The sequence below is a fragment of the Pseudoalteromonas denitrificans DSM 6059 genome, assembly GCF_900112265.1.
In the GTDB taxonomy this organism is placed as follows: domain Bacteria; phylum Pseudomonadota; class Gammaproteobacteria; order Enterobacterales; family Alteromonadaceae; genus Pseudoalteromonas; species Pseudoalteromonas denitrificans.
Genome location: NZ_FOLO01000048.1, coordinates 1 through 14,010, shown reverse-complemented (window position 1 = coordinate 14,010; position 14,010 = coordinate 1). Strand labels below are relative to the sequence as shown.

The 14,010-nt window shown below is 34.8% G+C and carries 16 protein-coding genes and 1 pseudogene; 10 read left to right on the top strand and 7 right to left on the bottom strand.

Going from position 1 to position 14,010, the window contains the following annotated elements:
• Positions 1–75 precede the first annotated feature (75 nt).
• The 5 genes from dapA to BM088_RS20715 all read left to right on the top strand — a co-directional run bounded on the left by dapA (position 76) and on the right by BM088_RS20715 (position 5,335).
• Positions 76–960, top strand: a complete 885-nt coding sequence (dapA, locus tag BM088_RS20735; protein WP_091989287.1) for a 4-hydroxy-tetrahydrodipicolinate synthase — start codon at positions 76–78, stop codon at positions 958–960.
• Between the two features lie 48 nt (positions 961–1,008).
• Complete coding sequence (locus tag BM088_RS20730; RefSeq protein ID WP_091989284.1) at positions 1,009–1,749, top strand: 2,3,4,5-tetrahydropyridine-2,6-dicarboxylate N-succinyltransferase; 741 nt, start codon at positions 1,009–1,011, stop codon at positions 1,747–1,749.
• Between the two features lie 17 nt (positions 1,750–1,766).
• A complete protein-coding gene (locus BM088_RS20725) occupies positions 1,767–2,981 on the top strand; it encodes a PLP-dependent decarboxylase (RefSeq protein WP_091989281.1) in 1,215 nt (404 codons plus the stop codon).
• A gap of 11 nt (positions 2,982–2,992) precedes the next feature.
• A complete protein-coding gene (locus BM088_RS20720; RefSeq protein ID WP_091989278.1) occupies positions 2,993–4,123 on the top strand; it encodes a succinylglutamate desuccinylase/aspartoacylase family protein in 1,131 nt (376 codons plus the stop codon).
• A gap of 183 nt (positions 4,124–4,306) precedes the next feature.
• Complete coding sequence (locus tag BM088_RS20715; protein WP_425439328.1) at positions 4,307–5,335, top strand: phospholipase A; 1,029 nt, start codon at positions 4,307–4,309, stop codon at positions 5,333–5,335.
• Positions 5,336–5,366: 31 nt separating this feature from the next.
• On the opposite strand, the gene BM088_RS20710 is transcribed toward BM088_RS20715, so the two are convergent.
• Positions 5,367–5,633, bottom strand: a complete 267-nt coding sequence (locus BM088_RS20710) for a DUF2913 family protein (RefSeq protein ID WP_177208120.1) — start codon at positions 5,631–5,633, stop codon at positions 5,367–5,369.
• A 201-nt stretch (positions 5,634–5,834) separates the two neighbouring features.
• Here BM088_RS20710 and BM088_RS20705 point away from each other — a divergent pair, with 201 nt between their 5' ends.
• Positions 5,835–6,449 (top strand): hypothetical protein, encoded by a 615-nt coding sequence (locus tag BM088_RS20705; protein WP_091989267.1) that lies wholly within the window; start codon positions 5,835–5,837, stop codon positions 6,447–6,449.
• A gap of 65 nt (positions 6,450–6,514) precedes the next feature.
• On the opposite strand, the gene BM088_RS20700 is transcribed toward BM088_RS20705, so the two are convergent.
• Complete coding sequence (locus tag BM088_RS20700; RefSeq protein WP_091989263.1) at positions 6,515–7,414, bottom strand: bifunctional GNAT family N-acetyltransferase/hotdog fold thioesterase; 900 nt, start codon at positions 7,412–7,414, stop codon at positions 6,515–6,517.
• A gap of 176 nt (positions 7,415–7,590) precedes the next feature.
• Between BM088_RS20700 and BM088_RS20695 the strand changes: the two genes are divergently transcribed.
• Together BM088_RS20695 and BM088_RS20690 are read left to right on the top strand one after the other, a co-directional pair.
• On the top strand, positions 7,591–8,280 hold the full coding sequence (locus tag BM088_RS20695) for a spermidine synthase (RefSeq protein WP_091989260.1): 690 nt from the start codon (positions 7,591–7,593) through the stop codon (positions 8,278–8,280).
• A 76-nt stretch (positions 8,281–8,356) separates the two neighbouring features.
• A complete protein-coding gene (locus BM088_RS20690; protein ID WP_091989257.1) occupies positions 8,357–9,277 on the top strand; it encodes a 2-hydroxyacid dehydrogenase in 921 nt (306 codons plus the stop codon).
• 174 nt (positions 9,278–9,451) lie between these two features.
• On the opposite strand, the gene dtd is transcribed toward BM088_RS20690, so the two are convergent.
• From dtd to BM088_RS20675, 3 genes are all read right to left on the bottom strand, one after another.
• Positions 9,452–9,889 (bottom strand): D-aminoacyl-tRNA deacylase, encoded by a 438-nt coding sequence (gene dtd, locus BM088_RS20685; RefSeq protein WP_091989254.1) that lies wholly within the window; start codon positions 9,887–9,889, stop codon positions 9,452–9,454.
• A 9-nt stretch (positions 9,890–9,898) separates the two neighbouring features.
• Positions 9,899–10,876 carry a prolyl aminopeptidase gene (gene pip / locus BM088_RS20680; RefSeq protein ID WP_091989251.1) on the bottom strand — a complete coding sequence of 326 codons (978 nt, stop codon included), beginning with the start codon at positions 10,874–10,876 and terminating at the stop codon, positions 9,899–9,901.
• Between the two features lie 72 nt (positions 10,877–10,948).
• The gene (locus tag BM088_RS20675; protein WP_091989248.1) at positions 10,949–11,842 is read right to left on the bottom strand and encodes a virulence factor BrkB family protein; all 894 of its coding nucleotides are present in this window, start codon (positions 11,840–11,842) and stop codon (positions 10,949–10,951) included.
• A gap of 77 nt (positions 11,843–11,919) precedes the next feature.
• Between BM088_RS20675 and BM088_RS20670 the strand changes: the two genes are divergently transcribed.
• Both BM088_RS20670 and BM088_RS20665 read left to right on the top strand, forming a co-directional pair.
• Positions 11,920–12,561, top strand: coding sequence for a DUF2959 domain-containing protein (locus BM088_RS20670; protein WP_091989245.1), 642 nt, complete (start codon positions 11,920–11,922; stop codon positions 12,559–12,561).
• Positions 12,562–12,563: 2 nt separating this feature from the next.
• The gene (locus BM088_RS20665) at positions 12,564–12,965 is read left to right on the top strand and encodes a hypothetical protein (protein ID WP_177208119.1); all 402 of its coding nucleotides are present in this window, start codon (positions 12,564–12,566) and stop codon (positions 12,963–12,965) included.
• Positions 12,966–13,427: 462 nt separating this feature from the next.
• On the opposite strand, the pseudogene BM088_RS20655 reads toward BM088_RS20665, so the two are convergent.
• Both BM088_RS20655 and BM088_RS20650 read right to left on the bottom strand, forming a co-directional pair.
• A pseudogene (locus BM088_RS20655) lies at positions 13,428–13,712 on the bottom strand (BCCT family transporter); the annotation flags it as partial.
• Positions 13,713–13,726: 14 nt separating this feature from the next.
• The coding region (locus tag BM088_RS20650) for a transposase (protein WP_143085127.1) at positions 13,727–14,010 on the bottom strand (284 nt) is incomplete at its 5' end.

Sequence of the window (14,010 nt, the reverse complement as noted above, 5' to 3'; positions counted from 1 at the left end):
ATTGCTCTTCGAATTTAATATGTTCGTTAGAGTCCTGCAAATGGCACCTACCGGCATAATACGAGTTCGGTAGAGATGAACCAAAATTACAATTTAAATGACTATCCTTTATGGACTGCATTAATTACACCTTTTGACCCACAAGATAATATTGATTTTGTGACGCTTGCAAGCTTGGTTGCCGATCAAGTTGAGGCTAATAATGGTATTTTATTGCTCGGCAGTACAGGGGAAGGCTTAGCGCTCACCTTAGAGGAACATAAATCTATTGTTGAATTTGTTTGCCAATTACAACCTAAAGTACCTCTTATGGTTGCTGTTGGAGGCAGTAATTTAAAACAACAACAAGAGTGGGTTTCTTACTGTAATCAATTACCAATTAATGCCTTTTTATTAGGTACCCCACTTTATGCTAAGCCTGGTGTTATTGGCCAAACTCAATGGTTTGAGGCTTTATTAACTGATTCTAATTTTCCTTGCATGTTATACAACGTACCTGGACGCAGCGCTGTTGCAATAGAGCCCCAAGTTGTTAAAGATCTATCGCATCATAAAAATTTATGGGCAATGAAAGAAGCCAGTGGTGATATTAGTAAATTTGAAGCCTTCAGAAGCGCAGCACCAGAACTTGCTATTTTCAGTGGTGATGATGCTTTATTACCTTATTTTGCCCAAGCGGGTGCCAAGGGTTTAGTTTCTGTTGCAGCAAATGCTTGGCCACAGCAAACCTCAGAGTTTGTTCGTAAATCACTACAAGGTACTAACCCAAATTTATTTCAAACTTGGACGCAAGCTGTTAATAGCTTATTTGCAGTCGCAAACCCAATTCCCGTTAAAGTATTAATGAAACAGCAAGGTCGTTTACCCCTTTCCCAACTCAGACCACCTTTAACGCACCTTGAATTAACAGACTTTTCAGCGATTGAACTGGCAAATAAAAACATTTTATCTTGGCAGTAAAGTTTTTTGTAAATAACAAAATATAAATTCAATTATTAGGTAGTAAAAATGAACTGGTTAGAACTTTTAAATAATTTAGAAAATGGCATTGTACGCGCAGCAACTCAAGACGAAAATGGTCAATGGCATGCCAATGTTGAAGTTAAAAAAGGCATTTTAGAAGCTTTTAAAAATGGCGCCAATATTGAGTTTCCAGGCGGTTTTGTAGATAAAGACAATTTAGCACCTCGTGGTTTTTCTGCACAAGATAACGTGCGTATGGTACCTGGTGGTTCAAGTGTACGTCGTGGTGCTCATGTTGCATCAGGCACTATTATCATGCCACCAGCATATGTGAATATTGGTGCTTATGTTGGTGCGGGCACTATGGTTGATAGTAACGTACTTGTTGGTTCATGTGCACAAATTGGTGAAAACGTGCATTTAAGTGCTGCGGTACAAATTGGTGGTGTATTAGAGCCAATTGGTGCAAGCCCAGTGGTTGTTGAAGACGATGCATTTATTGGTGCTGGCTGTGTTTTAGTTGAAGGTGTTGTAATAAAGAAAGGTGCTGTATTAGCACCGGGTGTTCGTCTTTCAGCAACTATTCCAGTATATGACTGTGTTAATGAACGTGTTTTAGATAAAGGTGAAGCCATTCCTGAGAATGCAATTGTAATTCCTGGTTCTCGCCCATCTTCAAGTGAATGGGGTAAAGCACAAGGTTTAAGCATGTCATGTGCCTTAATCGTGAAATATCGTGATGAGCAAAGCGACGCATCTTTAGAGTTAGAAGATATTTTAAGATAAGTTAAATTAGGATCATTATGAGTTTTTTGAGCACGCAAATTCGCCAACATATCGATAGCATCAGTAAAAATGAACCTTACCCATTTTTTACTTATGATTTAGATGGTTTAGCTGAACATTTACAAGGCCTAACTTCATCAGTCAGTGATGCAGGTATTAAGTTATGGTATGCAGTTAAAGCTAACCCACTTTCTTCTATCATTAAAACAATAGATAAATCTGGTTTTAATTTTGATGTTGCAAGCAGTGGCGAATTAAAACAAGTGCTCAAACAAGGTATCGATCCTAATCGCGTTCTTAATACTGGCCCAGCCAAAAGTAAACGCCAAATTAATGAGTTTATTAATTTAGGCGTGCGCACTTTTGTTGCAGAAAGTCTTAACCAAGTAACTTGGTTAAATGAAGAAGCTGCAGCACAAGAAGTTGAGTTAGACATATTATTAAGAGTACAACTACGCTGGCCTGAAGGTGAAAAAAACTCATTAGGTGGCGATAGCTTAACGCCATTTGGTTTAGGGTGTGAGCAATGGCAAGCGCTTAATATTGCTGATCACTCACAGCTTAACTTTACTGGTTTACATATTTTTCAGTGGGGCAACATGCTTAGCACTGAAAAGCTAGCTGACTTGTGGTCACAAATGGTTGCTCCTTTACAGCAATTAGCTACAGATTTAGGTTTTGAATTAAAAACTCTCGATTTAGGCGGTGGTTTAGGCATTCCTTATACCGAAGAAGATAAGCAACTGCACTGGCCTGAATTAATTGAAGCACTGAGCCTTATCAAAAAAAATGCAGGTGTTGAACAGCTTTGGATGGAGCTTGGTCGTTACGCTGTGGGTGAATACGGTTATTATGCCAATCCTGTCGTAGAGCAAAAGCAAAACTACGGTGTAGACCAACTCATTATGGCTGGCGGTATTAACCATATTTTACGCCCAGCGGTGACATCGCAAGATTTCCCAGCTTTATTGTTAAGGGATTCTAATGCACCTAGCAAATCATTTAATGTGCATGGACCTTTATGTACCGCACTAGATAGCTTAGGTGAACATACTTTCGCTAGTGATATAAATGAAAATGACTGGTTGGTATTCAATCAATGTGGTGCATACGGTTTTACTGAAAGCATGCCTTATTTTTTATGCCATGAACTTGCTGCAGAATATGTGATAGAAAATAATCAAACTCACTGTATTCGCCCAGCTCAACCCGCTCAAAGCTATTTGTACTAAGGTAATTGGTTATGACAACACAAGTAACAAACCCAATCACACAAGAAGATATTCAAGTTGGTGAAATAGCGAATGGATTACCTTTAACGATCCCTGTATATCGTATTAAAGGTGATGGTACTGGTCCAAAAGTGTATATTCAAGCCAATATGCACGGTGCGGAAGTACAAGGTAATGCAGTAATTTATCAGTTACTTGAACAGTTAAAACATATGCATTTAACTGCTGATATCACTTTAGTGCCTTATGCAAACCCAATTGGTTGTAATCAAAAGTCAGGTGAATTCACTTTAGGTCGATTTGATCCTATCACTGGTACTAATTGGAACCGCATGTACCAAGATAATAGTCATTTGGTAAAAGAGTTTGCAAATAAACACTTAGAGAGTGATATCGAAACTATTAAAAACGAATTTAGACAAACACTGATTTCTGAAGTAGATAAAGTATTAGATGGCCCAGCTTATGCGATTACCACAGGTAAACGCATTGCATTAAACTTACAAAAGCTAGCGCATCAAGCTGATATCGTACTGGATTTACACACAGGACCAATTTCAAGTAAGCATTTATATTGCCCTGAATATGCCAAGCCAAGTGCGAGTTATTTTGATATTCCAAATGTACTTATGATCCCTAATGATTTTGATGGTGCTATGGATGAAGCGAACTTTTGCCCTTGGTGGAACCTAACAGAAGCATTTGCAACTTTAGGAAAAGAACTTCCTATTGCAGTGGAAGCTTTTACTGTTGAACTGGGCTCTCAAGAGCTAATAGATTTGAAAGAAGCAAAACATGATGCAAACAGTATTTTAAGTTATTTAACTTATAAAGAAGCTTTTACAGACTCACAATATCAACCTAAAACAATGCAACGATATGTATGTGAGCTAAAAGATTACATCGCATTTTATGCTCCAATGGGCGGCATGGTTGAATACTTAGCACCGCTTGGTAGCCATATAAAATCAGGTGAACCAATAGCTAACATACTACGAATGGAAAGATATTTATCAGAACAACCTTTGCAGTCTATTTGTTTAGATCAAGATGCAATAACAATTTTACATTTTGCCTCAGCAAGTGTTAATCAAGGTACTGAGCTTTATAAATTTTTCACCAATTACGAACTTCTAACTTAGTTTTCGAAACCACTACAATATTGCGTGAGAGTCATGAACCCGTGTTTTTGACTACTCAAGGCAGATGATGAAAATCATCTGCCTTTTTCTTTTTATATCAAGCTGAATAGCATTTGTACTTCAAAGATCAACAGACCCTAAGTATACTGTAATCAACTTTATATTTATCAAAGTAATACCTCAATGCGCTCGTTTATACATTTTGTTAGTTTTTGTATGTTAAGTTTTAGTTTTACTACTTTGGCAAATGAAGAAAAAAGTAATGTTAAAGAAAAATTATCAGCTGTTAAACAATGTATATTGAATGAAATTCTATCTGGTGATGATCAACAAACCATTGGGGATCTCAAAAATAAATGTAAAGAGTTTGCTGAAAACAAAGTTTTATCAGCAATAAATAAACGTGCCGTTAGAGAACAAGTTAGTCAGAATAACCCGAATGTGATCACACCACATAAACGTAACTATATGCTCCCCATTACATTTATGAGTAGTCCTAATGATCTTCCAATTATCAATGCTGAAGGGCTAACTGAAGAAGAAGAGATCCTAGATAATTTTGAAGCTAAATTTCAGCTTTCATTAAAAGTCCCTTTATTTAATGACTTTTCAGATAAAGATCAAATCATCTATTTTGCTTTTACGATGCAGTCATATTGGCAAGTTTATAATTCGGATATATCAGCCCCCTTTAGAGAAACAAATTATCAACCTGAGATTTTTTGGCTTAATATTTTAGATGAAAAAAATCGCCTGTGGGGTGATGAAATGATAGTTGTTCTTGGTGCTGAGCATCAATCAAATGGTCGCAGTATGCCATTATCTCGGTCATGGAACCGAATTTATGCAAATTTAATTTGGGAACAAAGTGGTTTCGTTTTCAGTTTTAAACCTTGGTATCGTCTACCTGAAGAGCGTAAAGATGATCCATTACAATCTGAAGGTGATGATAATGCCGACATTCATAAATATATGGGATATTATGAATTTTCAGGTGCTTACCGTTATAACAACCATGAATTTGGTTTTATGAGCCGTAACAATCTAAGCAAAGATAACCGCGGAGCAATACAATTAGACTGGTCTTTTCCTCTTTGGGGTCGGTTACGTGGCTACGCACAATATTTTAATGGTTATGGTGAAAGCCTAATAGATTACAATGCTTCTGTAGAGCGTTTTGGCATAGGTATTTTATTAAGTGATTTATTGTAGGTGCTTAATATCAGTGCCTAAAATAAAACTTTTATTCAGCATTTTGATATAACTCATTTAATAATGATTTTAATTGGGCAAATTGACCTTTGCTTTTAGCTATTTTCATTAAATGCTCTAAGTCTGGTGCAATGGCTTTAGGAAACCGTTTTTGTTTATAAGCACTATGTAACCACATACTCAAAAATTTATTTTCTTGCATCGCGTTAAAACCACAATCACCATTTTGCTGTGCGATAGCCAAAGAGACTAAACCACACCAAGACATATCATTGATTGATTTTTTATAGTTTTCCAAACCTGTTTTCCTATTCATCTATTATTTTATTTAAGTTCCTGTATATAGTACATAATATATTCGTAAATATGTATAACCTTTTTACGAATATATTAAACTTCTACAATTTCTCACAAAGTTCAACACACTTCTAACAAACTAACTACTTAAAAAACATTAAAATACATACATTAATTATCAAACTAAATGGGTATTTTTATAATGAAAGCAGGCTTAATATTTATCTCATTATTTTTATCATCAAATTATTGTTATGCTGTTTCATCTACTTCCCAGTCAGTTTCCTTTAGTAGTACAAGCGATATGCTTCCCGTTTTGTACGCCTCTTCAAATAATATTTCACCCACTATATTTATAAAAAATGAGATCCACGGTAATGACAGTATTGTAAGTTTTGGTCTAGAAGTGCCTTTAAAAAAATCGCACTCTAATTTTGGCGCTTATGTTACTTCTGCCTTAGGTTATGCTGAGGTCACAGATAAAACAAACCATCAAAATAATTTTTTAACTTTAGATACTGGGCTTAAATTTGGTTATTTTTCAGATATATCAATTTATGGTGAAGTTGGTATTGATTTATTTGATACATTTTTAAATGGTGAGGTATTTGACAGCGAGAAAGATGATGACGAATATGATTACCATAATACAAAAAGTCATGATAGCGACGTTGATGGCTATATTGGTGTAGGTATAGGAATTGATCTAAAACCAATAAAAGTTGAAGCTTTTACAAGAATTAGACAAATAGATAGTCACGCTTGGGAAGCTAAAGAGCATATATTTAGTGGGATACAAGTTTCAATTTCATTGTAATTAAAACAAAGCCGATTTTTAGTCTGAACTACTTACAGTACCCTAAAAATTGGCTTTAGTTATTTCTATGCTTTAGGTAAAACGACAAAAATCCCCTCAAACTCAGCAACTATTTCTTCACCATCGTAGACAATAACAGGCACAATAAATTTTGCTTTGATACCTTCTGATAGTTTAGATAGTCTACCTTCGCAGTCAGTTAATTTAACGCTGGCTTTTGGCTGCGTTCTTAACGGTTTTAAATATTTAATATTTGCATCTGCTAATACAATTTCACCGTCCAGACCTTCTTCTTTTAGTGCTAAATAAGTTGCGCCCCAGCCTGTTAGTGTTGCTAAACTATAAATAGAACCTGCAAACATAGAGCCATGTAAATTTATATTTGCACCAAAATCAGCTCGTGTCGTAAATTGCCAATCGGTATAAGTATCCACTTCAATACCCATAGCATGAGAGATAGGAATAGACTCTCGCCAGGTATTTTGTAAAACTTGCGCCCAATCAGGATGCCTAAACCAACCAGGCTGAGACGGACGTGATTTTACCATACGGTAATGTTGTATATCACCATAGGCTAAATGTGCTTTTTCTTTTACTTCATAACCATGGCTTTGATAAAAGTTAAGCGCTCTTTCTCTTGCAAAAAGCACTAATTCATCAACATCTTGCTCCCACGCAAGTAACTCTAATTCATTTAATAATCGACTACCTAAATGCTGATTGCGATGCTCATCAGATACAGCCATATAGCGAACTTGCGCCTGAACATGACTATTGAAATGCAATCTTGCAACACCTAAAACTTCACCTTTATCGTTTCTAATGAACCTGTGTTCAGAATCTTGCTCTAAATCATCCTGCTCCGAACCTCTAGGTTGATCCCATGGCGCACGTAAAACTTGCCAACGTAACTGATAATAATCTTGCCAGTCTTGGCTACTCAGAGGTGTTGTCACCTTAAACATATAAATTCCTGTTACAGTGGTTTTATTTGAAAATACCTTACAACAAAAAACCTTAAGATAAAATACATCATTGGCACGATCGACAAAGCTTTACTATGATCCTTACTTAATTAACGAAAAATGTGAGGGAGATCAATCCTTCCAACATATTTTGTAAAATTAGGGTTCAGTAAACTATGGATTATATTAAAGCCAAAACTGGTGTGATCAGCCATAACTTTATAAAACATTGTAATGACATTGGTCATGTACTGTATTGGCATAAACAATATGGTCAAAATGTGCAAGTTCGGCAGTACAAACAATTAAGGTGGCTACTAATAGATCATATATTACAATCAGTTATAGAAAAAGACAATCCTGAACACTTATTATTCCCTCATTTAAAATCACTCTCAAATATTTGGCGTCCATTGACAATACCTGGTTCAGTATTAGAATTAGGATTAGGTGCTGGTGCAGTTCGAAATTATTTACAACTCCACTACCCTAACGCCCAAATCACCACAGTAGAAAAGAATTCTGAAATTATTCATTGTTATAAAAAATATTTTGGGGGTTTTGCAGCTTCAAATTTACATTGTGAGGATGCCACTACAGAACTAAAAAATAAGAGCACCTTCGATTGGGTCATCATAGATCTATTTAGTAAAACTGACCCGCCAATATTTTTATTCAAACAAGAATTTTATGATGACATTTATCATATTTTAAATACAAATGGATGGGTTTTTATTAATTTTGTTGCCGAACATGAATCCCAACTAATTCAACTAAAAAAAATACTTAAAACAGTATTTGGCAAAACCCCAAAACATAAAAAAATAGCTGAATATAGTAACCACTTATTGTGGCTACAAATATAAAAAATACCATAACTACTATATAAACGATTAGCTACAGCGTATTATTTACTTCAGCTGAATGAATACGTAATAAAAAATGAGCTTACTGATTGTTGTACCAAATAGAGATATGTCTAAACTGCAAGCACTGTTAACCCATGCCTTACCAGATGTCCTGATAGAAATTTGGCCTAATATCAAAAACCATGCGGCTATAGAATTTGTACTTGCATGGAACCCTCCAAAAGGCTTATGGCAAACTTTACCAAATGTAAAAGCAATCTCTTCATTTGGAGCCGGTATTGATGGGTTAATGAAACATGAAGCGCTACCTGAAGTTCCTATTGCTCGAATTGTAGACCCACAATTGGCCAATGATATGGCTTTATATATTCTAGGACAAATACTTAATTTTAAACTACGCCTTAATGAATACCAGACCAAACAAAATAATAAATTATGGAAACCTAAGCGCGCACATAATGCATCTAAAGTGGGTATTTTAGGTTTAGGTCAATTAGGCACTAAAACAGCACAATTACTTACTATAAATGGTTTTACTGTATCAGGCTGGTCTAGAACACAAAAAAATATTAATGGTATAAGTTGTTTTTATGGCGATGAAGGTTTAGTTGAAATGGTTTCTCAAATAGATTTTTTAGTCTGTTTACTACCCCTTACAGAACACACTAAAGATATATTAAATTATAAACTATTCCAAAATTTACCAAGTAATGCATGCATTATAAATGTTGCCAGAGGTGAGCACTTAAATGAGTATGACTTATTATTAGCATTACAAAACAATGAAATTTCAACTGCAATTTTAGATGTTTTTAAAACGGAACCTTTACCACAAGACCACCCATTTTGGTCTCATCCAAAAATCATTATCACACCACATGCTTCAGCTTTAACAAGTATTGATACAGTTGTAGAACAAATCACAAAAAACTATCAATGTATGATAAAAGAAGAGCCATTAATTAATTTAATAGACTCTAAATTAGGGTATTAAACAATTAAAGTAGTGATTCACAATTAATAAAACAATATAGGTTTATTATAAACCCTCCAATAATTGAAAATATAGTAAGGCAACAAACATACTAGGCCCGTTCAGCTCATTTGTATGAGTGATTCGGGCACGTAAGTGTTGTCATCACAGTTACACATTCATAATGACGGAGTTTTAAGACTCAAGGCGAAAAGTAACCGGTCCATCGTTTACTAAATGTACTTTCATGTCGGCACCAAACTCCCCTGTTTCAACATGACTTGCATACTCTTTTGCTTGGGAAACAAAATAATTATACAAACGCTCACCTTCTGACGGAACTGCAGCAGATGAAAAGCTAGGTCGCATGCCTTTTTTGGTATCTGCGGCTAAGGTAAATTGCGAAACAACTAATAACTGTCCTTCGATATCTTTAAGACTTAAATTCATTTTTCCTTCTTTATCTGGAAAAATACGGTATCCCATGACCTTTTTAAGTAATTTATCTGACTTTTGTTCTTCATCTCCCTTCTCTATACCCAATAAAACTAAAATACCTTGCTTTATTTCCCCTATCGCTTTGCCATCTACAACAACTTTAGCTTCCAAAACTCTTTGAATTAATGCCTGCACGTTATTAAGTTACCTTATTTTAAATCTTTTTTTCATCAAACAATAAAACATATCTGATGCGATACGTATTGCATTTGCATAATTTACATTTTCTGAACTATGCCCTACATCATTTAAAATATCTAATTTAATATTGGGATTTGCTTCTAATTTTTTTGTTAAATGATAAACCCCAGCAAAAGGCGAAATCAAATCTTGTCGACCGTGTAAGAACCACATAGGAACATCTAATAACTTATCAACTTTATTTGCGATATACTCATCCTCAATAAAAAAATCATGAGTGAAATAATGATTTTCTAAGCGCGCTACATCCAACACTTTTTCTTTTGTAATTAATCTTAAATCTGCAATATGGTTTGGATACATGCCTGATAGTACAGACTCCCATTCGCACCAAGCTTTTGCAGCTTTAATGCAAGCAAATTCATCCTCACTACTGAGCTGTTTTTTATAATACTGCAAGGTTTCGGACACAGATTTATATCCAGTTCTAAAACTTTCAAAATGCTCCGGAAAAGATTGAGCTGGCGCGCCATGCTCACCAAACAGCCAGTTTATATCTGCTTTTCTAGCCAAAAAGGTACTTCTTAGCAATAAACCAGATACTTTCTCTGGATATGTAATGGCATATAATAAAGCTAAAGTTGCCCCCCAAGATTCACCTGTAATGACCCACAATGAAATACCCAAGGAGTTTCGTATTTGCTCCATATCAGCCAATAAATGTTGTGTTGTATTTGCTTGTAACTCAAAGTGAGGTGTAGATAATCCGCAACCTCTTTGACTAAATAAAATAAGTCGATAATGTTCTGGATTAAAGTAGCGACAGTTTAATGGATTCAGACCACTGCCAGGACCTCCATGGCATATTAAAACGGGAATTCCATCGGAACAACCATACTCTTCAATATGAATTTGATGACCTTCACCAACAGCTAAATGATAGCTTCGTCGGGCGCCCCCAACTCCATAAAGCTGTGGCATAATTTACTCCCTGTTAGGTTATTTTTAATAGAAATAATTAACAAAGTATAGTCGCTGTTGATAGGATAAATATTAGTCGAGTACAGTTTCTTCATTTATTGCTTTTTTTAATTGCTTTTCTCTTTTTTGCTCTTGTAATGACACCGTAAATTCAGCACCTAACAAAACAACAATCCAAGATAAATAAACCCAAACAAATAAAATCGGCACTGTTGCAAGCGCCCCATATATCACTTCATAAGATGGAAAGTGACTTACATACAAGGCAAAACCTTTTTTACTTGATTCAAAAAGAATTGCTGCAAATAAAGCGCCTGGCATAGCAGCTCTAAATGGTACATCTATATTAGGCACTAATGTATAAAGTAAAATAAACCCTGCCATAGAAATTAAATACGGTAGTAATTTTAATAAAACACCACTAAAGCCTGGAATTTCTTGATCGGCGAGGCTCGCTAGAGAAACTAAATAAGAAGTCACACCTAAACTGGCCCCTAAAATCACCGGCCCTAACGTTAATACCATCCAATAAATAGCAAATGAAAACATTGCTTTACGTTTTGTTTTTACACGCCAAATTTTATTTAAAGTGCTATCAATATTACGGATCAAAAATAAAGCAACAACAACTAAAAACCCGATACCGACACTTGTCATTTGGCTTGCATTACTTGCAAATGCACTAATATGATCTTTAATTGCATCACTTGAAGTGGGTACGAAGTTATTAAAAATAAAGTTTTCAATACCTGTTCTAAACGATTCAAAAACAGGAAAAGCCGAAAATATAGCAACACCAACAGCTATCATAGGCACTAAAGATAATAATGTAACATAAGCCAAATAACCTGCATTAACTGTGATTTGGTCTTGTTGACAACGCGCTAAATAGACTCGCCACCAAACAACCTGCTGTTGTAATCGCACTTTCGATTTATGAATGATAACATCTAGTTTCTGTTGCATTTTTTGTGATTATTTAATTAACTGATATCCTATAATAGCATTAATAATAGTGATTAAAATTCAAGGATTAGATTCAAATGAAAAAAATATTACTAATGAGCATCATGATGCTTTCTTTAACCGGATGCCAGAGCGCTTATTACTCAGCAATGGAAAAGGTCGGTATTCACAAAAGGGATATATTAGTTGACCGAGTGGAAGCAACTAAAGAATCTCAAGAAAAGTCTCAAAAACAATTTCAATCATCACTCGAACATTTAAGTGCACTTATTAATTTTAATGGTGGTGAATTACAAACTGTATATGAACAATTAAGCGATGATTATGAAGCAAGTAAAAGTGCTGCAGATACTGTGACGAATAAAATAAATAAAGTGGAAGATGTCGGCCTTGCACTATTTTCTGAGTGGGAAACCGAATTAGAGCAATATCAAAGCGCCTCTTTAAAACGTGAAAGCCAAAAAAAACTCAATCAAACACAGCGCCAGTTTAATAAGTTATTACGCTCAATGCGAAGATCAGAACAAAAAATGGCCCCCGTATTAGCCGCATTAAAAGACAATACTTTATATTTAAAACATAATTTAAATGCTCAAGCAATTAGCGCTATAAAGGGCGAATTTACAAACTTAAAACGGGATATTCAAACGTTAATCAAAGATATGAATAACTCAATCGATGATTCTAATAAATTTATTAAACAAATGAATGGAATATAATAATGTATAAATTTTGCTTAGTTATTTTTATCTTTTTAGCTTTTCAAACTCAGGCAGAAACTGATGACATCCTCACTATAGAGCGTTCAGTTTCTAAAAACATAGCAATTAAATTTCCCAACGATAAAAATATTAATCCTAAAATAAGTGATTTTGAGATTTTAAATTATGTACTCATGAGTAATGATAAGGGCGAGCGCTGGGCCGTCGTAACTTTAACAAACTTATCATCTGGTAACCGCACATTTGAACATACTCATTTAATGGCATTGTTTGCCAATGGTGAACGTCAAAAGCCATTAGAAAAGAAACTACTTTTTTCAGGTAATGAGACTCAATCCTTTACTCTTTCATTTGATAAAAATAAATTTCCAATTTTATCCATATACGCAAATAATGGCTAAATTCATTGTGAAAATAATTTAAAAAAACAACTACAGAAACCTATGTATCATTTATTATCACACAACTGAAATAGCCAAATTTAAAAGTCACAAAGCACAAAGCACAAAGCACAAAAAGTTTGTGGCTTTTTTATTTAAAATTTATAGTTTTTTCAACTTGAACTACGGTATTGTAAAAGCAAATAAACAATTTCATGCACACTGCATGATGCCGTTAATGATTCGTTTAGTGTTTGCCTCTGAGGCAAGTAAATATTGAATTTATCCTTCAATATATTAATAACTTGCTCATCAGAGTTAGGGTCTATTTCTTTTTCTGAAAAAATACATATCCGTTGAAGAATAAAATCTTTGTTCATAACTCAAATTTTTCCGTTAATTGGTTATCACTTTGCTTAACAGTTTTAAGGTCACCTAATAAGCTAACTTGTTTAATGTAAGCACTATCCATGCCTACTTAAATCAAGTCATCAACCTTTTATACTCTCGATTTAATCCTAAAAATAGACTTAAACACATAAAAATTAAGATAACTGTAAAAGGTAAACCAACCGTCACAGCAGCAGCTTGCAGTGCACCTAAAGCATCGGCACCGCCGCCAAAAAGCAATACGGCAGCAATAACCCCTTCTATACTTGCCCAAAAAACTCTTTGCACTACAGGTACATCTAATTTACCTCCTGCGGTAATACTATCAATTACCAAAGATCCAGAGTCAGATGAAGTAATAAAAAAGACTAAAACTAGGGGCTGTTGATCTTTCACATTGGCAGCCAAATCATTGCACACGCCAGTGCTAGCATACTTTCAAACTGTAACTTTAATTTATCATATCTTGTAGCTATAGCACGGAAGTGTTTCAGTCTTGCAAATGCATTTTCAACTAAGTGCCTATATTTATATAAGCACCAATCTATATCTCCATTACCCGTTTTTGAGTTCTGCTTTCTGGGGATCACAGGGCTTGAATTTCTCTCTCGAACTTTATTTCTAATCGCTTCACTATCATAGCCTTTATCCGCGATAACAAAATCACCTTGAGGCA